The 19,604-nt window shown below is 35.8% G+C and carries 18 protein-coding genes, 8 tRNA genes and 1 pseudogene; 21 read left to right on the top strand and 6 right to left on the bottom strand.

Going from position 1 to position 19,604, the window contains the following annotated elements:
* Positions 1 to 29: 29 nt before the first annotated feature.
* Positions 30 to 455, bottom strand: a complete 426-nt coding sequence (locus CNQ82_RS08890) for an HIT family protein (protein WP_123144989.1) — start codon at positions 453 to 455, stop codon at positions 30 to 32.
* 135 nt (positions 456 to 590) lie between these two features.
* On the opposite strand from CNQ82_RS08890, the gene ecsA reads away from it, so the two are divergent.
* Positions 591 to 1,328 (top strand): ABC transporter ATP-binding protein EcsA, encoded by a 738-nt coding sequence (ecsA, locus tag CNQ82_RS08885; protein WP_095104606.1) that lies wholly within the window; start codon positions 591 to 593, stop codon positions 1,326 to 1,328.
* The gene (gene ecsB, locus CNQ82_RS08880; protein WP_123144988.1) at positions 1,325 to 2,551 is read left to right on the top strand and encodes an ABC transporter permease EcsB; all 1,227 of its coding nucleotides are present in this window, start codon (positions 1,325 to 1,327) and stop codon (positions 2,549 to 2,551) included. Before ecsA ends, ecsB begins: the two co-directional genes overlap by 4 nt.
* A gap of 60 nt (positions 2,552 to 2,611) precedes the next feature.
* Here the strand turns inward: ecsB and CNQ82_RS08875 are convergent, their stop codons facing one another.
* Positions 2,612 to 3,115, bottom strand: coding sequence for a signal transduction protein TRAP (locus CNQ82_RS08875; RefSeq protein WP_123144987.1), 504 nt, complete (start codon positions 3,113 to 3,115; stop codon positions 2,612 to 2,614).
* A 301-nt stretch (positions 3,116 to 3,416) separates the two neighbouring features.
* On the opposite strand from CNQ82_RS08875, the gene hemE reads away from it, so the two are divergent.
* From hemE to CNQ82_RS08855, 4 genes and pseudogenes are all read left to right on the top strand, one after another.
* A complete protein-coding gene (hemE, locus tag CNQ82_RS08870; RefSeq protein ID WP_123144986.1) occupies positions 3,417 to 4,481 on the top strand; it encodes a uroporphyrinogen decarboxylase in 1,065 nt (354 codons plus the stop codon).
* A 30-nt stretch (positions 4,482 to 4,511) separates the two neighbouring features.
* The gene (gene hemH / locus CNQ82_RS08865) at positions 4,512 to 5,468 is read left to right on the top strand and encodes a ferrochelatase (protein WP_123144985.1); all 957 of its coding nucleotides are present in this window, start codon (positions 4,512 to 4,514) and stop codon (positions 5,466 to 5,468) included.
* Positions 5,461 to 6,860 (top strand): annotated as a pseudogene (gene hemY / locus CNQ82_RS08860) (protoporphyrinogen oxidase). Before hemH ends, hemY begins: the two are co-directional and overlap by 8 nt.
* Before the next feature lie 215 nt (positions 6,861 to 7,075).
* A complete protein-coding gene (locus CNQ82_RS08855; RefSeq protein ID WP_123144984.1) occupies positions 7,076 to 7,633 on the top strand; it encodes an RBBP9/YdeN family alpha/beta hydrolase in 558 nt (185 codons plus the stop codon).
* Positions 7,634 to 7,900: 267 nt separating this feature from the next.
* On the opposite strand, the gene nadA is transcribed toward CNQ82_RS08855, so the two are convergent.
* From nadA to CNQ82_RS08840, 3 genes are read right to left on the bottom strand one after another with little or no spacing between them, the layout of a single operon-like run.
* Positions 7,901 to 9,001 carry a quinolinate synthase NadA gene (nadA, locus tag CNQ82_RS08850; protein ID WP_123144983.1) on the bottom strand — a complete coding sequence of 367 codons (1,101 nt, stop codon included), beginning with the start codon at positions 8,999 to 9,001 and terminating at the stop codon, positions 7,901 to 7,903.
* Positions 9,002 to 9,835 carry a carboxylating nicotinate-nucleotide diphosphorylase gene (gene nadC / locus CNQ82_RS08845; protein WP_123144982.1) on the bottom strand — a complete coding sequence of 278 codons (834 nt, stop codon included), beginning with the start codon at positions 9,833 to 9,835 and terminating at the stop codon, positions 9,002 to 9,004.
* Positions 9,786 to 11,360, bottom strand: coding sequence for an L-aspartate oxidase (locus tag CNQ82_RS08840; protein ID WP_123144981.1), 1,575 nt, complete (start codon positions 11,358 to 11,360; stop codon positions 9,786 to 9,788). Before CNQ82_RS08840 ends, nadC begins: the two co-directional genes overlap by 50 nt.
* A 101-nt stretch (positions 11,361 to 11,461) precedes the next feature.
* Here CNQ82_RS08840 and CNQ82_RS08835 point away from each other — a divergent pair, with 101 nt between their 5' ends.
* The 13 genes from CNQ82_RS08835 to CNQ82_RS08775 all read left to right on the top strand — a co-directional run bounded on the left by CNQ82_RS08835 (position 11,462) and on the right by CNQ82_RS08775 (position 16,598).
* Positions 11,462 to 12,565 carry a cysteine desulfurase family protein gene (locus CNQ82_RS08835; protein ID WP_123144980.1) on the top strand — a complete coding sequence of 368 codons (1,104 nt, stop codon included), beginning with the start codon at positions 11,462 to 11,464 and terminating at the stop codon, positions 12,563 to 12,565.
* A complete protein-coding gene (locus tag CNQ82_RS08830; protein ID WP_123144979.1) occupies positions 12,552 to 13,088 on the top strand; it encodes a transcription repressor NadR in 537 nt (178 codons plus the stop codon). The genes CNQ82_RS08835 and CNQ82_RS08830 overlap by 14 nt, the downstream gene beginning before the upstream one ends.
* Before the next feature lie 222 nt (positions 13,089 to 13,310).
* Positions 13,311 to 13,934 (top strand): class I SAM-dependent methyltransferase, encoded by a 624-nt coding sequence (locus tag CNQ82_RS08825; RefSeq protein WP_123144978.1) that lies wholly within the window; start codon positions 13,311 to 13,313, stop codon positions 13,932 to 13,934.
* A 385-nt stretch (positions 13,935 to 14,319) separates the two neighbouring features.
* Positions 14,320 to 14,393 (top strand) — tRNA-Met (locus tag CNQ82_RS08820).
* Positions 14,394 to 14,408: 15 nt separating this feature from the next.
* A tRNA-Asp gene (locus CNQ82_RS08815) sits at positions 14,409 to 14,484 on the top strand.
* A gap of 12 nt (positions 14,485 to 14,496) precedes the next feature.
* Positions 14,497 to 14,569 (top strand) — tRNA-Phe (locus CNQ82_RS08810).
* A 19-nt stretch (positions 14,570 to 14,588) separates the two neighbouring features.
* Positions 14,589 to 14,664, top strand: a tRNA-His gene (locus CNQ82_RS08805).
* Positions 14,665 to 14,675: 11 nt separating this feature from the next.
* A tRNA-Gly gene (locus CNQ82_RS08800) sits at positions 14,676 to 14,749 on the top strand.
* A gap of 12 nt (positions 14,750 to 14,761) precedes the next feature.
* Positions 14,762 to 14,836, top strand: a tRNA-Asn gene (locus CNQ82_RS08795).
* A 1-nt stretch (position 14,837) separates the two neighbouring features.
* Positions 14,838 to 14,909 (top strand) — tRNA-Glu (locus tag CNQ82_RS08790).
* Positions 14,910 to 14,967: 58 nt separating this feature from the next.
* Positions 14,968 to 15,056, top strand: a tRNA-Ser gene (locus tag CNQ82_RS08785).
* 785 nt (positions 15,057 to 15,841) lie between these two features.
* Positions 15,842 to 16,156, top strand: coding sequence for a transporter suffix domain-containing protein (locus tag CNQ82_RS08780; protein WP_164711959.1), 315 nt, complete (start codon positions 15,842 to 15,844; stop codon positions 16,154 to 16,156).
* Positions 16,131 to 16,598: a MarR family transcriptional regulator gene (locus tag CNQ82_RS08775; RefSeq protein WP_123144976.1), complete on the top strand. Its 468-nt coding sequence runs from the start codon at positions 16,131 to 16,133 to the stop codon at positions 16,596 to 16,598. The genes CNQ82_RS08780 and CNQ82_RS08775 overlap by 26 nt, the downstream gene beginning before the upstream one ends.
* Positions 16,599 to 16,648: 50 nt before the next feature.
* Here CNQ82_RS08775 and CNQ82_RS08770 read toward each other — a convergent pair whose 3' ends face one another.
* Positions 16,649 to 17,032: a hypothetical protein gene (locus CNQ82_RS08770; RefSeq protein WP_240624879.1), complete on the bottom strand. Its 384-nt coding sequence runs from the start codon at positions 17,030 to 17,032 to the stop codon at positions 16,649 to 16,651.
* Positions 17,033 to 17,358: 326 nt separating this feature from the next.
* On the opposite strand from CNQ82_RS08770, the gene CNQ82_RS08765 reads away from it, so the two are divergent.
* Positions 17,359 to 18,093 (top strand): hypothetical protein, encoded by a 735-nt coding sequence (locus CNQ82_RS08765; RefSeq protein ID WP_123144974.1) that lies wholly within the window; start codon positions 17,359 to 17,361, stop codon positions 18,091 to 18,093.
* Between the two features lie 122 nt (positions 18,094 to 18,215).
* On the top strand, positions 18,216 to 19,604 hold the full coding sequence (gene menE, locus CNQ82_RS08760; RefSeq protein ID WP_123144973.1) for an o-succinylbenzoate--CoA ligase: 1,389 nt from the start codon (positions 18,216 to 18,218) through the stop codon (positions 19,602 to 19,604).

Genomic DNA, 19,604 nt, shown 5'->3' with positions numbered 1-19,604 from the left:
TAGTATGATGATACCCTTTTTTAGCACAATCATTCAAATTGAGCTTGAATCTGTTGAGCAATTTCAGCTTTTTGATCATCATCAATTTCTTCTTCATGTGTAATCCATTTATATCCAAACCCATCGATGTCGTCTTTGTATCGAGGTAAGAAGTGGAAATGTAAGTGGAAGACAGACTGATCTGCATATTCGCCATTATTTTGAATAATGTTTAAACCATCCGGGTTGAAAGCTTTTTTAATTGCATTCGCAACTTTAGGTAAGGCTGCGCCAATGTGTTTCATTGTTTCTGGATCAGTTTCAAAAATATTAGGTGATGGTTTTTTAGGAACAAGCAAAGTGTGGCCCTTAGTAACTTGTGAAATATCTAGAAAGGCATAAACGTACTCATCTTCATAAACTTTGAAACTTGGAATTTCGCCATCAATGATTTTGCTGAAAATTGTTTTTGACATCACAATTCACTCCTTAATTTTTATACTTAGTTTTAATTATAGCATTCAATAGGAACAACCGTCATGCAGAGGGGTAAAACTTTGGGTTTTTTCAAAGACTTTTTGGTACAATAAAACACAGTTGGAGGTTTAGATATGACTGTAAAAGTAGAACACCTGACAGGCGGCTATGGTAAAAAGCCTGTAATTAAAGATATTAACTTCGAATTGAAGAATGGAGAAATAGTTGGCTTGATTGGTTTGAATGGTGCTGGTAAAAGTACCACAATCAAACATATGCTTGGTTTATTAACACCAAGTTCTGGAGAGCTTTCTATTTCAGGTACGAATATTAAAGATAATATAGAAGCATATCGACATAAATTATCTTATATTCCAGAGGCACCCGTTATTTATGAGGAATTAACCTTGCAAGAGCATATTGATATGACGGCAATGGCTTATGGAATTGATAAAGATACAGCGATGGAACGGGCGAATCCGCTTCTCAAAACATTTCGCTTAGAAAATGAACTGAAGGTTTTCCCGAGCCATTTTTCTAAAGGAATGAAACAAAAAGTCATGATTATTTGTGCCTTTATTGTCAATCCTGAATTATATATTATTGATGAACCGTTTCTCGGTTTAGATCCGCTGGGTATTCAATCTATGTTGGATTTAATGGTAGACAAGAAGAATGAGGGCAGAACAGTTTTGATGAGTACGCACATCTTAGCAACAGCAGAACGCTATTGTGATCGTTTCATTATTTTAGATGAAGGAAAGATTGTAGCCTTTGGAAATCTTGATGAGCTGCGCGAACAAACTGGGTTGCATGGCCAAACTTTAGATGATATCTACATCCATGTGACACGAGGTGGTCAAAAAGTATGACAGATCATCGTGCGATTGCATTATTTAATCAAAGACGCCAAGCAATCAGCAAAGAAAAATCGTATTATAACAAATTTATTTTTAATGGGCATTTTTCAATATTCCTATTAATATTACTTGGCGCTTTTATCATGGGTTATGGTAATTGGCTCAAACATATCCCGAGCGGCATTCCTTACGCGTTATTGGCCAGTATGGCAGTGGCTGCGACATCTCTATTTCCACTACGTACGTTGCTGAAAGAAGCGGACCGACTCTTCTTATTGCCATTCGAACGACATATGAGTATTTATATGCGCTATAGTTTAATCTATAGCTACTTAGGGAGAATCCTTATCCAAGTTGCGGCGTTAATTATTTTATTTCCTTTATTTAGCAAATTAGATTCTAGCAATATTCTTTATTTTATAATTTTCGCTATTGCAGCTTTAATTTATCCATATCTTGGATTATATGCAAAGCTTGAATGGATACAAGCAAAACTGCCTGGTTGGATTATTCTGTTATTAGAATGGATTATTTTTGTAGCAACTTATGAATTGATTTTGGGCTTACATCAAATAGCAGGGGTATTACTACTGGTTATTTTTGCGGCAGGCGCTTTAGTTTTGAAAAAGGCAAACCATCAGAAACTCTTTGCATGGGAAAAGCTCATCTCAATTGAAGAGCAGCATCACATGAACTATTATAAGTTCGTCAATATGTTTACAGATGTGAAACATTTACGTTCACAAGCAGTACGCCGTCGCTATTTAGACTTTATCTTACCGAGACCGAATGCTAAGCATTACAACTCTGAACATATGTATTTGTTTCTTTTTAAACGCAGTTTCTTGCGTGGAAAAGATGCCTTTAATATTATCTTGAGATTAGTAGTGATTGCGGTCATATTAATGGTTTGGTTGTCGCAAGTATGGATTTCGCTCATTGTAGGCGGGTTATTCATGTACATCATCTTGCTGCAAACCGCACAATTCTATACCCAACAAGCTTATGGCTTATGGCCGCAAGTTTGGCCGGTGCCAGAAGAAAATGTTATCAAAGGATATGGACAATTCTTATACCATATTATGTTCGCTATTGGAATCATATTAGCTGTCACTTATATGATTTTATTCCCCGCACAATTATATGCAGGGATTATCTTCTTTATAGTAGGATGGCTTACTATCCGAAACATTATTAAGAAGTTAAAATATCAAGAAACACTATTACGCGATTAAAAAAAACGCCAAATTAACTTTAACAAGTTAATTGGCGTTTTTTTAGAATTTCAATTATTATTATTGGTCATCAACGGGATAGAGGTAACGTTCAAAGTAACTTGAATGTTGTCCACTTGAACCGAAGAATTGAGATAGAGCTGCTTTAGAGAAATTCTCTTGATAAACTGATGATTCTTTAAAGTCTTCATATGCTAGGCGCTCTGAAAAACCGAAATAAATTTTATAAGTTGTACCTTTATCCGGTTTTAAGAAACGATAGCATTTGAAACCTGGAAATTTGTCAAAGTTTAAAGATAAACTTTGCAAACGTTTTTCTAATTGATAAGCATGATTCTCTGCAGTAGGAATAAATATTACAGCAAAGAAGCCATCTTCTTCTAAATCATTAACGCTTGAAAGGATTTCATATGTGAGCGGTTCTTTCAAAGCGCTTGGCATATCCGTTTCTTCGAAAATTAACGATGTGTCTTTTGCTGAATATAGATATAAATGGTGGTCTGGGTGGTTGAGTCTGATTTGATTAAGGTATCCGAAAGTACCATAAGATGCATAAAATTTCATGGTAAATTTCCCCTTTTCTCTTAATTATACGACGAACACGTCTTAAATGCTAGCGCATACATATTTGCTAGTATGTATATTATATCTTAATACCACAGAATGATGGAATAAAAACAAATTCATTTCTTGAATATAAACTGCAGATTTCATGAGTATGTAGAATGAGAGTAAAGCTTAATTATGTCATAATGAAGAATGTATGATTTAAAATGAAACGAGATGAACTTTCAGTATGTCATTTTTATGACATTTAAAAGGTTTAAAATACGTATATTCTAGTGATATGCTATGATAGATTAGAATGATTTTATTGTGGGAGGATACTGAGGTGCATAGTAAAAATAATACAATTTTAAAAATGATTAAGGGAGAAGAGGTAGCGCACACACCCGTGTGGTTCATGCGTCAAGCCGGCAGATCTCAGCCGGAATACCGCGCCTTAAAAGAAAAATACTCGTTATTTGAAATTACACATCAACCTGAATTATGTGCCTATGTTACACATTTGCCTGTTGATAATTATCAAACTGATGCAGCGATACTTTATAAAGATATTATGACACCGCTTCAACCTATTGGAGTAGATGTCGAAATTAAATCTGGAATCGGCCCTGTTATCAGTAATACCATTAAAACAGTTCAAGACGTTGAAAAGTTGGGACAGATTGATCCCAAACGTGACGTTCCTTATGTATTAGATACAATCAAGCTGTTAACAGAAGAAAAATTAAATGTACCATTAATAGGTTTTGTCGGCGCACCGTTTACTTTAGCCAGCTATATGATTGAAGGCGGGCCTTCTAAAAATTATCACTTTACTAAAGCAATGATGTATAGAGACGAAGCAACTTGGTTTGCTTTAATGGATCATTTAGTAGAGATGTCGATTGCATATGCAAGTGCACAAATAGAAGCGGGTGCTGAACTCATTCAAATCTTTGATTCATGGATTGGTGCATTAAACGCCACAGATTTCAATTATTATATTAAACCATCAATGGAACGTTTGATTAAAGGCATTAAAGCACAACACGATGTGCCGATTATTTTATTTGGAGTGAATGCAACTCATCTTATTGAAGAGTGGAATAAATTGCCGATTGATGTCTTAGGGATTGATTGGCGCACTACTATCAAAGAAACTTCAGATTCAGGCGTATCTAAGACAATACAAGGCAACTTAGATCCTTCTTTATTATTAGCACCTTGGGATGTTATACAACCACGATTAGATAAAATATTAGATGAAGGTATGCAGCACGGGAAACATATTTTTAATTTAGGACATGGTGTATTTCCTGAAGTAGATCCAGCTACTTTGAAAAAAGTGACTGCTTACGTTCATGATTATACACAAAGAAAGTAAGAAAAATGAATGGTAAAGGAAGGGTTTAAAATGACTAAAACAGTTGGTCTATTAGTGATGGCTTATGGAACGCCATATAAAGAAAGTGATATAGAGGCGTACTATACAGATATACGTCACGGCAAAAAACCTTCACCTGAAGAAGTACAAGATTTAAAAGACCGCTACAAATTTATAGGGGGCATCTCTCCTTTAGCTAAAATTACAGATGCTCAAGCAGAAGCTTTGAGAGATAAATTGAATGTCATGTATAAAGATCAAGATATAGAATTTAAACTGTATATCGGATTAAAACATATTCATCCTTATATCGAAGATGCATTGAAACAAATAAACGCAGACGGCATTAAAGAAGCTGTTACCATTGTGCTTGCTCCGCACTTCTCTAATTTTTCAGTAGGTTCTTACGATAAAAGAGCTAATGAAGAAGCGGAAAAATACGGTATTCAGCTGACACATGTAAAAAGCTTTTACCAACAACCGAAATTTATACAATATTGGGTGAAACAAATTAATCAAACCTTAACTGAGATACCAGAAGAAGAACATGATGATACGGTTCTGGTTGTTTCAGCTCACAGTTTGCCTGAAAAAATGATTATGGAATCACATGACCCATATCCTGATCAACTCACAGATACTAAAAACTTGTTATCTGAGTTATCAAATATAGAACATACTGCACAAGGTTGGCAGTCAGAAGGAAACACAGGTACGCCTTGGTTGGGACCTGATGTTCAAGATTTAACACGCGAATTATATAAAGAACATGGCTACAAACATTTCATCTATACACCAGTGGGCTTTGTATGCAACCATTTAGAAGTGCTTTACGATAACGATTATGAATGTAAAGTAGTGTGTGATGAAATCGGCGCAGTATATCACCGCCCGCCTATGCCAAATACTGATGATCTATTTATCGGCGCTATGGCAGACGAAGTCTATTCAGTTTTTTCAGTGAAAGAAGAGGATAAGCATGACTAAGCGAGTTGCAATTATTGGGGCAGGCATCACAGGCTTGTCAGCAGCATACTATTTAAAAAAGAATATCCCCAGTACACTGTAGACGTGCTAGAAGCAACGAATCGTGCCGGCGGAAAAATACAAACTTATCGTAAAGATGGATATACTATCGAATTAGGTCCAGAATCGTATCTAGGCAGAAAAAAGATTATGACCGAACTAGCTGAAGCCATTGGGTTAGGTGACGATTTAATTACCAATCAAACAGGACAATCTTATATCTATGCCAACAATCGTTTGTATCCAATTCCAGGCGGTTCTATCATGGGGATTCCTACTGATGTTAAACCATTTATCAGTACCAAATTGATTTCTGTTAAAGGCAAAATCCGAGCAGCTATGGATCTTGTTAAGAAACCGGTTGAGATGCCGAAAGGGGATATCTCTGTCGGTGACTTTTTCAGAGAACGATTAGGTGACGAAGTGCTTGAAAACCTAATTGAACCTCTGATGGGCGGTATTTATGGCACAAACATTGATGATTTGAGTTTAATGAGTACATTTCCAAACTTTAAAGAACGTGAAGAACAATACGGCAGTTTGATTAAGGGAATGCGCTATGAGAAACAACTCAGACAGAATCAGAAGAAATTATATCCTGGTGCACCGAAAGGCCAATTCAAACAGTTCAGACACGGTTTGACGTCATTCATTGAAGCATTAGAAAAAGCTGTATCTGAGCAAGGAACTGAAATTAAATTCAACACTAAAGTAGAAGACATTATCGGTTCTCAACGCGGCTATGATATTGTTTATAATGGTGAAAAACATTCCTATGATGGCGTATTAGTGACTGTCCCGCATCAAACTTTTATGCAATGGTTCAGTGAAGATCCAGCACTAGATTACTTCAAAACGATGGACAGTACTTCAGTTGCCACAGTAGTATTGGCTTTTGATGAAAAAGATGTTGAAAATACTTATGATGGGACTGGATTCGTAATAGCCAGAACCTCGGATACACGTATTACTGCTTGTACTTGGACAAGTAAGAAATGGCCGTTTACTACCCCTGAAGGCAAAGTACTGCTCAGAGCGTATGTAGGTAAACCAGGAGACCATATCTTAGAAGAAATGACGGATGAAGAAATTGTTTCTACAGTGAGAAAAGATTTAAGTCAAATGATGACTATTAAAGGCAATCCTGAGTTTACGATTGTGAATCGTTTGCCTAAAAGCATGCCGCAATATCATGTAGGGCATATAGACCATATTCGTCAAATCCAAGACCATATACGTCAAACGTATCCGCATTTACGCATTACAGGAGCAGGCTTTGAAGCAGTTGGATTACCGGATTGTATTCAACAAGGAAAAGATGCAGTAGAAGAGTTGGCTCAAACGATTAAGTAAAATAAATACAATTTGTGAATGTTCTGAAAATTGTATTGACCTTTGAAAGTTATGAGCTTAATCTATTGCTATTAGAAATTCAATCTTGTTTGAGAATAGTATCTTGTAGTAAAAATAGACAACCAAAAATGACCTGATAACAGGTTCATTGTAGAGATACAACAAGATGAACCTGAGGATTCAGGTCTTTTCCTATTGAGTGAGAGGTGAGCACTATGACTAAAATTATTTTGATTCATGCCCAAGGTGCGAATGCGCATTCTAATTGGTATGAATGGTTAGAACAATCCTTAAAATTAGAAGGCTACGATATGAATATTTGTAATATCAAACATTCAACTCCTGTCAATATGGGTGAGTGGTTAGACCAACTCAATGAACAAATTGATATTGAAAAGCATGATACGTACTTTGTTACCCACGGATTTGGAACTTTAGCAGGCTTGAAATATCTTGATGTCCATACTGAAAAACGCATAGAAGGCTTTTTCAGCATTGCAGGGTTTGGTCCAGAAGCCAAAGATGTGAATCAGAGTCTTCAAGCAAATGATGTGACATTGGATTATGAAAGTTTGAAAGAGAGAATTGATTACTTCTACGGTTTATGTTCAACGGATGACCCTTATGTTCCATATAAAGATACTGAAGATTTGATTGAAAAACTCGGAGGAAAAAGTCGTGTCATCAAGAATGGTGGACATTTTACTACCGATGATGGCTATGATACATTTTTAGCACTCAAAAATAATATGATGAAAAGAATATCGAGATAGATAGGGAAGTGGGACAGTAATAACTTTAAATAATGTTATTACTGTCCAGCTTCTTTTCATGCGATGAGTTTAAGGCGAAACTGTCGAGGCTCAGGATGGCTGCCTATACAGATAGGGGCGAAAGTGTCGAAGCCCTCTACTCATGCCTATACACTTGGCCCAGTCTATCACCTTCACACCAACCATCACTACAAAATTGTTCGTTATACATAATTCAAACAAAAAAGATTGGGACCTCTATTCTAGTAAGGTCCCAACCCTGAATTTTTATGTGATGCTTAACATGCGATCTAAACTTTCTTTTGCATATTTAGCTGTTTCTGCATCAACTTTAATAATATTATCTTTATTGCCATCTAAAATTTTATCTAGACACCAAGCTAGGTGAGGCAAGTCGATTCGATTCATTGTCAAACAAGAACACATCAAAGGATTAAGTGAATCGATAGTAATATCTTGGTAGGTTTCTTTTAAACGACTGACTAAGTTCATTTCTGTGCCGACTAACCAACGTGACCCTTTAGGTGCATTTTTAATTGTTTCAATGATATAACGTGTAGAACCTGCATAATCCGCAGCTTGAACGACCTCGAATTCACATTCTGGATGAACGATGACATTAATTTCAGGGTCACGTTCACGTGCTAAATCAATATGTGCTTTATGGAATTTTTCATGTACTGAGCAATGACCTTTCCATAAAACGATACGTAAGTCATCTAAATTACCTTCATAAACAAGTTCTTTTGCAATCGGATCCCATACAGCCATTTGTTCTAGCGGAATGCCTAAATCATATGCAGTGTTTCTTCCTAAATGTTGGTCAGGCAAGAAGAGAATGACTTTACCTTGCTTCAAAGCCCAATCTACTACAGATTTTGCATTTCCACTGGTAACACAAGAACCGCCATGTTCACCGACAAATTTCTTGATTGCTGCTGTAGAGTTCACATAAGTCAATGGCAAGATATCTAAATTGAACTGTTCAGTTAAGACATCATAACCATGTAAAGCTTGTGTGATATTTGCCATATCTGCCATAGAGCAACCTGCTGATAAGTCTGGAAGATAGATATCTTGTGAATCGCTTGTTAAGATATCGGCTGTTTCAGCCATAAAATGCACACCGTTGAAGACAAAGTATTCAGCAGCTGTATTTTCTTTACAGATTCTTGCTAATTCTAAAGAGTCTCCAGTAATATCAGCAAATTGTACGACTTCATCTTTTTGATAATGATGCGTCGGCATAAATAAACGGTCGCCGAGCTCATCTTTAATATTTTGAATATGATTTTCTAATTCTTCTTGTGACATTTGTAAATATTTTTCAGGAATAGATTTTGATACAGACAACATAGGGTTAAACATTTAAATCACAACCTTTGCAGAAATATCGAGCGCGTTTTGCGCATAGAATAGGGAACCCATTGAGATATAGTCGACACCTGTCTCAGCATATTCAACAACGTTCGATTCATTGATGTTTCCAGATGCTTCTGTTTGAATTGCATCAGGGACTAGACTGATATGTTCAGCAATCCATTCAGGTTTTTGATTGTCGAACATAATAATATCTACATTATTCGAAATGGCAGTTTGCAACATGTCTTCATTTTCAATTTCAACTTCTATTTTATCCATCGGTCCTACAACTTTTTTGGCATTTTCAATGGCTGCTTCCATCGATTTACTAAAGGCGATATGATTATCTTTTAACATTAAACCGTCATTGAGCGAACGACGATGATTAAATCCGCCGCCAACAGTAACAGCAAATTTTTCAAAGATACCAAGTCCAGGAGTAGTCTTGCGCGTATCTACAAGACGCGTAGAAGTATGTGCAATTTTATCGGCGATGCGTCTTGTTTTAGTAGCAATACCTGACATACGCTGAATCAAGTTCAATACAATACGCTCCATTGTTAATAGGACATAGACCGGACCTTTGATTTGAGCAATAATATCTTCAGGATGGATATTATCTCCATCTTTTACTTTTAATGAAATTTCAACCGTTGCATCTAATAATTTAAAAGATTCATTAATGATAGACTCACCGCAAAAAATTCCTGTATCTTTGGACTTTAAAGTGAGCGTACCTATTTGTGTCTGATCAAAGATGTGTGTTGCTAAGTCCCCGTATTGGTTATCCTCAATGTAGAATTGAGTGATTTTCTCGCGTACGAGTAATGGATTTAACATTTTCCTTGCCTCCTGATTTAAGTTCTACAACTTGCTTTTGCCAATTGTTATTTTGAGCTGGGTAATCCGTTCTATAATGAACGCCTCTAGATTCGTTGCGTTCAAGCGCTGATGTACAAATCAATTGCAGCATTTTAACCGTACAGTAACGCTGCCAAGCTGATTTAGTAATGTTTTCTGTAATAGGTGCATCCGTCAGAACTTCTTGAATTTTTTCCAAGTATGTTTTCATCTGAGCTGCATTTCTTTCGACTCCTAAGACGTCAAAGCTTTGATTTTGCAAGGTTTGAGCATCCGCTTCGCTAATTGCAGGTATTTGAATACTGTGTTGGAAATGTATCGGGTCGATAGGTCGGATAGTTTGATTGACTTTATCGGCTGCTAAAGCGCCCATTACGAGTCCTTCGAGCAAGGAGTTGCTTGCTAAGCGATTTGCACCATGAAAGTTGGTACAAGCTGCTTCTCCGATAGCATAAACATTTTCATGAGCGGTTGACCCATCAACTTTAGTTTGAATGCCTCCAACCGTATAATGCGCACCAGGTGTTACAGGTATAAGCTGCTGCAACATTGCGCCTGGATAATGCTTTTGTACCGCTGCATAAATAGTAGGGAAACGTTCAGGGAAATGAGGGATTGCTTTGATATTTAAGTAACATTCATGACCCTTTTGTTGTTGATGATATAAAGCTCTGCTTGTAATATCGCGAGGAGCTAAACTTTTCAGAGGATGCAATTCATCCATAAATTGTTCGCCAGTTTCATTTACTAGTATTGCGCCTGCACCTCGAACGGCTTCAGAAACTAAACTGAATGCTGCTTTAGGTTTGCCGAGCAATGTAGGGTGGAATTGAATCATTTCCATACTTTCTAGTGTCAACTCGTGATGTAGTGCCAAGATAGGGCCTGATGCTAAGGAGAGGGGAATATTGGAATTAGTTGTAAACACATTATTAATTCCGCCAGTCGCTAAAACCACAGCATCTGCTTCTATACTTTCTAAATTATTATTACAATCTAAAGTTAAAACACCGCAAATTTCCTCTGCTGTGTTAGTTAATAAATCGATGACTTCTGTTTCTTCAATAATAGATAAGTTTGGATGGTCTAAATGTGCGACCATATGCTGAGCAATGAATTTACCTGTCTGGTCTCCGCCAGCATGCAAAATTCTAGGCTTACAATGTGCGCCTTCCATTGCATAATCGAGTTCTCCTGATTTGGAGTTTTTATCAAAAGATAAACCTTCATCAATTAACTCCTGAATAAAAGGGTAACTTTTAGTAATGACTTCTTGAATCACTTCAAAATCACCCATCTCAGCGCCAGCTTTAAATGTATCAATACTATGAGCTAAGCCGTCATCGCTTTCATTTTTAGAAAAACAGATACCGCCTTGCGCAAAGTTACTATTATTCTCAGTAAGTTGATCTTTAGTTATGCAAACGACTTCAATATCATGATTTAAATGACGGATGAATGAAAGGGCGGCGATTCCACTTCCAACAATAATTACCCGTCTCATGTTTACACCTCTATTTACATTAGTATATACAATTATGTTAACATGTATGTATGCAATGATTTTGTCATATAATTAAGATAAATGCAAGTGGGGGAAGCGATATGATTTATTTAGATAATGCATCGACAACCAAACCAGCAGAAGAAGTGTTAGAGATTTATCAAGAAGCACAGAAAGCTCTATTTTTTAATAGTGAGAGTTTGCATGCAGGTGGCGAAATGGTGCGAGAGGCTCTGGATTCAAGCAGAAAGTTCATACAGGAAAAATTTAAGACTAAAAAAGAAGTGCTCTTTACAACGAGCGGTTCTCATGCCAATCAAATTGCAATCACTACTTATCTGCAACAAGCACCTGAAGGCAGAGTGATTGTATCTCCGTATGAGCATCCATCAATAGCTGCGGCGCTAGAACCCTTTTCTAAGCAGTTTGAAATCATAGAGATGCCTATAGATCAAAATGGAGAGATTGATTTAACAGGTTTAGCTGAATTGATTACAGATGAAACTGTGCTATTAATCGCGCAGCATGTGAGTTCGGAAACCGGATATATCTTACCCGTGCATGAAATAGCAGCTATGGGAGCGGAACAGAATATTCCAGTGCATGTAGACGGTGTTCAAGCTGTGCATAAGATAGCAGATATGCATATTGATGATTTTACTTCTTATGCTTTCTCAGGACATAAATTTAATGGGACAAAGGGAAGCGGTGCTTTATTGATTGATCATAAATCTTTGAGACCGACAAATATACATTACTTTCATGAAGAAGGTACTAGAAACGGGACATTAGATGTACCTAGTATATTAGCGATGACGAAGGCACTCTCTTTAGATGCGGACATTGCGCATATAGAAAAAAATTATCAACATGCATTAACACGTGCAGAAGATGCAAATTTTACAGTTCTAAAATATAATCACCATGCACCTCATATAATTGGATTATTAACGCCGCATTTTGAAGGTCAATACATTATGCAGACACTATCAAGCCGTAATATTTGTATTTCAACTGGCACGGCATGCGGTCATGGTTTATTGCTAAGTGATGGATTAATGCATAAAATAAATGATGAACAACAAGAAGCAGATCAATATATCAGAATTTCATTTTCAAAAAATACACAGATTAATGAAATAGATCAGTGCTTTGAACAAATAGAGACTATACTAAAAGGGGTGGCCTTGGATGAGCCAAGCTGATGAAAGAAGAGCAGAAATTGTTGAACTGCTTAAAATGACAAATGAACCGATTAAAGGGTCCGAATTGAGTCAACGATTCGGAGTCTCTCGTCAAATTATCGTGAAAGATATTTCACACTTGAAAACGAGAGATTATGCAATTAAGTCAACGAGTAAAGGATACTTTTTAAATATTGAACCACAAGGGAAGACACATAAACGATTAGTGATGTGTCAACATGATTTTGATGAGATGGAAGCGGAACTTTCTTTGATAGTTGAAAACGGCGCTATGATTGATGACGTATCAGTGGAGCATCCAGTATACGGCAACATCCGGGCTGAACTCATGATAGAAACACATGAAGATATCCAAGTATTTATTGAAGAAATGACGAAATTTAAAGGAACGATGTTAGCGCAGTTGACAGATGGAATTCATCTGCATACACTTTCTGCTGATACTGAAAAAATTCTTGAAAATGCAGTTGAAGATTTAGAAAAGCAAGGATTTATTGTAGGGACAGAAGAACCAACTAAATAATAAGTGACTGTGTACTGCACCCCCTAATGTTGAACCTGGAAAATTCAACTTTAGGGGTGTTTATTTATAGTTTGGTATACTTATGTTCGCAATAAAATAACTGAATTGCATTTAAATTCAGAGTATTAAAACTTTTATATTGTAAGTAATTTACTTTGTTTTCGAAATACTAATGATATATAATATATATCGAAATACTCGGAATTGAGGTGTTATCGGGAAATGGAATTTATGGATATATTTAAGAAGTGGGCACCAGAATATGATGCTACTGTAAGTGGAGAGAACGAAGAATACAGAGATGTTTTTATCAATTATTCAGAAATGTTGAATGAATTGGCAAGCACAGCAGAAGGCAAAGTACTTGAAATCGGGGCAGGTACTGGAAATCTGACTTTGATGCTGAAAGATAAAGGCAATGAGGTATCAGCGATTGATCCGTCTGAGGATATGCGCGCAGTTGCCAATGAAACTAAGCATTTAAATGTGCAGTATGGTCATTTCTTCGACATACCATTTGATGAATCGTTTAACTATATTGTAACTTCATTCGCATTTCATCATGTGAAACCTGAAGAAAAGGCAGGAGCAATCCAAAATATGATGAATGCTTTAACAGCAGATGGAAAGTTGTTAATTCTAGATACAATGTTTGAAAGTGAGAAATATAAGCAAGATTTAATTAATTATTATAACAACAAAGAATACTTCAATTTAACTGAGGATTTACAAACAGAATATTATACGTACATTGAGGATTTGAAAGCTATAGTAAAAGATTTAAATCTCAATTTAGATATGGTACAAAAAAATAAATTTGCATGGTTAGCTACAATTTCAAAATAAAAAATGAATCATATTAATTCGTAAGGGAAGGGAACATTATTGACGATGTTTCAATCCCTTTCTTTAATTTAGTAAGTAAATTGTTGATGTAAAATTAAAATGATAATGTTTTTTAAATGAATTACAGACGAAAAACGGCTTAATTTATTGTCATTTGCTCACTAAAAATAAAGATTTATAGTAATTATATATTTATTACACTAATTTCTTTTAGAATGTGCTTGACGCAAGAAGGGAAAGTTAATATACTAGTTATTGTCTTGAAAAAAGAGATTAACAAGTTTCAAACCAACGAAACAAAGTTCACATTTTGTTAAAAAGATTTGACATTACTTAACAATGTATGATATATTAAATAGGTAGTCAAATTTACTAATATTATTATCGCGGGATGGAGCAGTTCGGTAGCTCGTCGGGCTCATAACCCGAAGGTCGGTGGTTCAAATCCGCCTCCCGCAATACATATTTTTCTTAGGTCTCGTAGTGTAGCGGTTAACACGCCTGCCTGTCACGCAGGAGATCGCGGGTTCGATTCCCGTCGAGACCGCCATTTTAATAATACGGTTCAGTAGCTCAGTTGGTAGAGCAATGGATTGAAGCTCCATGTGTCGGCAGTTCGACTCTGTCCTGAACCATTCTTTTAAACTTTGTCTGGCGGTTGTGGTGAAGTGGTTAACACATCGGATTGTGGTTCCGACATTCGTGGGTTCGATTCCCATCAACCGCCCCATAATCGTTAATGCGGGTGTAGTTTAATGGCAAAACCTCAGCCTTCCAAGCTGATGTTGTGGGTTCGATTCCCATCACCCGCTCCATTATTTGATTATTCCACAGTAGCTCAGTGGTAGAGCTATCGGCTGTTAACCGATCAGTCGTAGGTTCGAGTCCTACCTGTGGAGCCACGGCTCCTTGGTCAAGCGGTTAAGACACCGCCCTTTCACGGCGGTAACACGGGTTCGAGTCCCGTAGGAGTCATTCAATCAGAAACGAAGTATCGTTTCTGATTTTTTATTTAATTACATATATTGTGTATGGAAGGTTGTCCGAGCTGGCCGAAGGAGCACGCCTGGAAAGTGTGTAGGCGCCACAAGCGTCTCGAGGGTTCGAATCCCTCACCTTCCGCTAAATTTAAGCACCTTTGCTTTCAATGTTTGTAACATGAGAGCAAGGGTGCTTTTTGAATTGGATATTAAAACATTATTGTTGTAGAGATTTATGGTGGATATGCAGTGATAGAGTGAGTTCACGTTTTCGGCTGATGTTGACGTTTATTAAGTGTGAAGGAATTGGAATAGGTCGTAATCTAGACACAAGAATTGGAGAAGTGTCTAGAAAAGGGTGTAATCTGGACACAAGATTTAAAGAAGTGTCTAGATTATCAGGATATTGGACACGTTGATCGTAATCTTGTCCAATATATTCATTTATTGGACACGTTGACCTAATTCTTGGCCAATATATCTATCCATCGAACGTATTCGCCACGCAACTCGCACCTCATATTACAAATCGCACACTTCCTAACAATCAAATAACTCTGCCCACACTAAAGAAGAAGCTTGGACATTATCTTGTCCAAACTTCCTTTTTTCTGAACCGACATTAGCTATCTAATCAGTTGATGTTTCTATCTTAGGATCTTCGAATTTGCGAACTTCCATATTTTTATGACCTTGAGAAGTAACTGCTTTTATTAATAACCACTCCTTTTGTAAAAGAAATTTATCTCCATAATTACTAAAGAAAAATAAATAATAGAAAATTCGAACAAATAAGGTTGTGTCTATTAGGAATTTTAAAATATTTGCTCATTTTTAATCAGAAAATTATTGCGCCTAATATTTTACAAGCAGCAAGGATTCTTATATAATTTAGTTTAGTTAACTAAACTAAACGAGGTGACTAAATTGTCTGAAAATTTTACAGAAGTTAAGCATAAAGGTAATAAAAGTAAGAAGTTTAAAGTAGGAATTGGTGCTGTAATTGCTTGTTTTGCATTATATGCGGTAGCAGGTTTAACAACATTTTTACCAATTGATTTGAAGGTAAAAGGGATGATTATAGGTGGAACAATTATTGTTGCGGAATCATCTATGTTACTTGCTATAATATTATTAGGAAAAGAAGCCGTGAATAAATATAAAAGTAAATTGAATCCTAAAAATTGGTTTAAGAAAAAAGGAAGTGAAAAAGCGAATGGAAAAGACGAGTATAACGAATAATCAAGATTTAAAAGAGTCATTGAGCTTCAAAGAGCTGACCAAAGCAATCAATAAAATAGGCGAAGATTTATATATTCATTTCGAAAAAGAAGAGAGGAAATATCAAAATTTTGATTTGAATAATCAACAATACGTTATTTTAACTTTAATCATTCAAAATCCTGAATATAAACCTAGTGAAATTGCTAAAATAATGAATATATCTAAAAGTGCGATCAGTCAACAGTTAGTAAAGCTTGAGTCTAAAGGATTTATAAAACGATATAGACATGAAGAAGATAAGCGTTCATACGGCATAAAACTTAGTGAAAAAGGCCAGCTTTATAAAAATGAAATAGAGCGATATTATGATAGTGTCTATCAAAGATATAAAGAACAATTCAGTTATGAGGAGTTAGTTGAAATTTATCAAGCTGTCTCAAAATTAAAACAAGTACTTTAAACAAGAAAACCACAGTAGTTTGAAAGATGGCGCTACTGTGGTTTATTACTTTATTTTTGATTGTTTGCTTCTTTTTCTTTAAGTTCTTCTATTGAAATGGGTTGATTGATCTCACTCACGCTTCTTTGGCTGAAGTGATAAATTTTTACCATTGCTGGTTTAGACAAAGCTAAAAAAGATAAGAAAGTTGCGATAAATGAAAAATGCGTTACGTTCAATACAAATAACAGTGGGATGAAAATCAACGCAAATAAGGCTGAAAAGATTACAATTGGTAAAATTTTCAAAAGGATTTTTTTAATTCTTCCTTTCATAAGTCTTGATATTAAAAATAAAACCAAGCCTATCAACAATAATGGAATGATAATAGTAGTTAAAGTTGCAACATAAGCATTAGCATAACCTTTCCAATCTAAATGGATAAGGTAATACATGGAAGAATTTTTGGGCACGTCTAATTGAAATAAGTTTGTGCCATAATTAATATAAAGAAAATAAATGATAATAAAGACGAGAAGACAAGTTATCACATACTTCAAATAATATGTAAACGGTTTAGATTGATTAGAACGCAATTGGATTTCCTCATTTCACGAAAGTTATTTTTTAATTATCCTACAAATTAAGTTGCATGACAATGCAGTTGATTAAGGACACATCAGACTTTTTTACGAGGTTTATTTTTTTCAGAAATGGTATAATTAATGTAATAACTAACAATTACTTTACTAAATAAAAAATGGAAACAAGGTGATTACACATGAGAAGATCCGACCGTAATAATCGTGACTATGACGAGGGCAGAGAACACCGCCGTGATGATGATTATCGTAGACGTCAAGATGATTATCGAGATGAAGATTATCACAGACGTCCTGAAGATTTGAGAGAAGATGAATACCGTCGTCGCTCAGATGAAGATGGCCGTTATTATAACGAGCGCGATTATCGCAGAGAACGAATGTTAGAAGAGGAAAATCGCAAAAGCAACAAAGGTAAAAAATGGTTGGCTGCGATAGTAGTGATTTTATTAATTGTAGTAGCTATCTTTATCGTAAAGAATATGATGCAGCCGAAAAATGATGACCAAACTGCAAATCAAAATCAGCAATCAGAGCAGACACAACAATCAAATGATCAATCTAAAGAACAAAGTCAACCAAAAGTAACGAATAATTACAAAGAAATAATTAAAGAAAAAGAAACAGTCATTAAAGAAAAAATTGAAAATGCAAAAAATAATATCCAAAACGGTCAAAACAGTCAAAATGCAATTGATTCTGCTCAAAATGAAGTCAATCAATTAAAAGACAAAGCAACGAATAATGGCGATAACAAATTGACGGATCAATACCAAAATGCAGTGGATAAGTTGAAACAAGCCAATCAAGCGCAACAAAACGGCGATAACCAATCTAAAGTTGACGGCTTATTAAATGATATCGACAGTAAGTTGCAAAGTATTAAAGATAAATTAAATGAATTATTGAATTAGAATATGAGTGGGAGTAGGACATTATTTTGTTCTGCTCTCTTCTTCTTTTTAAAGCCAATTCTCTTCGTGAAATGACTTTCTTTGTTAAAATGTAAGAGAAGAGATAAAAGGAGGTCGGTACCATGGATTTATGGTTAAAACAAAATGCAGAGAAAATACCGGAAAATATAGCATTAGAAGATAAAACAACACAACTTACATACGCGAATGTATACGAAACAGCCTTACAATATGCATACGTTCTGCATCAACAGAAACGTAAACGCATTGCATTTTATTTAGATAACCGCATTGACTCAGCATTGATTATTTATGGTGCTTGGTTAGCTGGAATAGAAGCAGTGATGATTAATACCAGACTCACTGAAAATGAAATAACTGCACAATTAAATTCCGTAGAAACAGATACAATAGTGGCTATTTTGCCCTTAGAATTAAATGGATTTAATATTATTAACTGGTCCGAAATTGAAGCGCAACGCAGCACCAAAACTTATGAAGAACCTCTAGAATTAGACCGCATTGCTTCAATCATGTTTACTTCAGGAACGACGGGGCCTCAAAAAGCAGTACCGCAAACATTTAATAATCATCTAGCTAGTGCGATGGGGTGTAAAGAAAGTCTTGGATTTGATCAAAATACTAAATGGTTAACAGTATTGCCAATCTATCACATTTCAGGCTTAAGCATCCTTTTACGCAGTATAATAGAAGGTTTTTCAGTAAGAATCGTCAATAAATTTGATGCTTCGCAAATTTTAGAAATCATACAACAGGAAACTATTACACATATTTCACTTGTGCCTCAAACTTTAAAATGGCTGATAGATGAAGGACTTAATGAACCGCATTACTTAGAGAAAATTTTGTTGGGCGGAGCTAAGCTTTCACATACCTTAATCGATAAAGCCTTGAGCTATCAATTACCTATCTATAATTCATTCGGAATGACTGAAACATGCTCGCAATTCTTAACCGCTTCTCCCTCCATGCTCAAATACAACCCAGACACTGTCGGCAAACCCAGTCCGAACGTCGATGTCAAAATTACAGAGCCCAATCATGAAGGTCACGGAGAATTGCTCATAAAAGGCGATAATGTCATCGATGGATATTTATATCCAATAAACCTCTCGAACACCTTTGAAAATGGTTATTTCAAAACAGGAGATATCGCTAAAATTGATATAGAAGGTAATGTGATGATTTATGATCGTCGCAAAGATTTGATTATCAGCGGGGGAGAAAATATCTATCCATTCGAAATCGAGACAGCAGCCAAAGCTCATCCTGAAATTGAAGACGCCATGTGCATTGGCGTTCCAAATGAAGAATGGGGCCAAGTACCGAAATTGTATTATGTCAGTGAAGCTGAAATTAATGAAGATAATCTCCAGCAATATTTACGTCGAGAACTCGCGAAATATAAGTTGCCGAAAACATACCAACGCGTGAATACCCTGCCTTATACTTCTACAGGCAAATTGAAGCGCGGTCCGATAGAGGAATAA

The organism is Staphylococcus debuckii (assembly GCF_003718735.1).
Taxonomy (GTDB): domain Bacteria; phylum Bacillota; class Bacilli; order Staphylococcales; family Staphylococcaceae; genus Staphylococcus; species Staphylococcus debuckii.
This window is presented reverse-complemented; position numbering and strand designations above follow the sequence as displayed.

Coding starts and splice junctions, on each gene's coding strand:
- CNQ82_RS08890 (WP_123144989.1), bottom strand. CDS start 455: ATGTCAAAAACAATTTTCAGCAAAATCATTGATGGCGAAATTCCAAGT.
- ecsA (WP_095104606.1), top strand. CDS start 591: ATGACTGTAAAAGTAGAACACCTGACAGGCGGCTATGGTAAAAAGCCT.
- ecsB (WP_123144988.1), top strand. CDS start 1,325: ATGACAGATCATCGTGCGATTGCATTATTTAATCAAAGACGCCAAGCA.
- CNQ82_RS08875 (WP_123144987.1), bottom strand. CDS start 3,115: ATGAAATTTTATGCATCTTATGGTACTTTCGGATACCTTAATCAAATC.
- hemE (WP_123144986.1), top strand. CDS start 3,417: ATGATTTTATTGTGGGAGGATACTGAGGTGCATAGTAAAAATAATACA.
- hemH (WP_123144985.1), top strand. CDS start 4,512: ATGACTAAAACAGTTGGTCTATTAGTGATGGCTTATGGAACGCCATAT.
- CNQ82_RS08855 (WP_123144984.1), top strand. CDS start 7,076: ATGACTAAAATTATTTTGATTCATGCCCAAGGTGCGAATGCGCATTCT.
- nadA (WP_123144983.1), bottom strand. CDS start 9,001: ATGTTTAACCCTATGTTGTCTGTATCAAAATCTATTCCTGAAAAATAT.
- nadC (WP_123144982.1), bottom strand. CDS start 9,835: ATGTTAAATCCATTACTCGTACGCGAGAAAATCACTCAATTCTACATT.
- CNQ82_RS08840 (WP_123144981.1), bottom strand. CDS start 11,360: ATGAGACGGGTAATTATTGTTGGAAGTGGAATCGCCGCCCTTTCATTC.
- CNQ82_RS08835 (WP_123144980.1), top strand. CDS start 11,462: ATGATTTATTTAGATAATGCATCGACAACCAAACCAGCAGAAGAAGTG.
- CNQ82_RS08830 (WP_123144979.1), top strand. CDS start 12,552: ATGAGCCAAGCTGATGAAAGAAGAGCAGAAATTGTTGAACTGCTTAAA.
- CNQ82_RS08825 (WP_123144978.1), top strand. CDS start 13,311: ATGGAATTTATGGATATATTTAAGAAGTGGGCACCAGAATATGATGCT.
- CNQ82_RS08775 (WP_123144976.1), top strand. CDS start 16,131: ATGGAAAAGACGAGTATAACGAATAATCAAGATTTAAAAGAGTCATTG.
- CNQ82_RS08770 (WP_240624879.1), bottom strand. CDS start 17,032: ATGTATTACCTTATCCATTTAGATTGGAAAGGTTATGCTAATGCTTAT.
- CNQ82_RS08765 (WP_123144974.1), top strand. CDS start 17,359: ATGAGAAGATCCGACCGTAATAATCGTGACTATGACGAGGGCAGAGAA.
- menE (WP_123144973.1), top strand. CDS start 18,216: ATGGATTTATGGTTAAAACAAAATGCAGAGAAAATACCGGAAAATATA.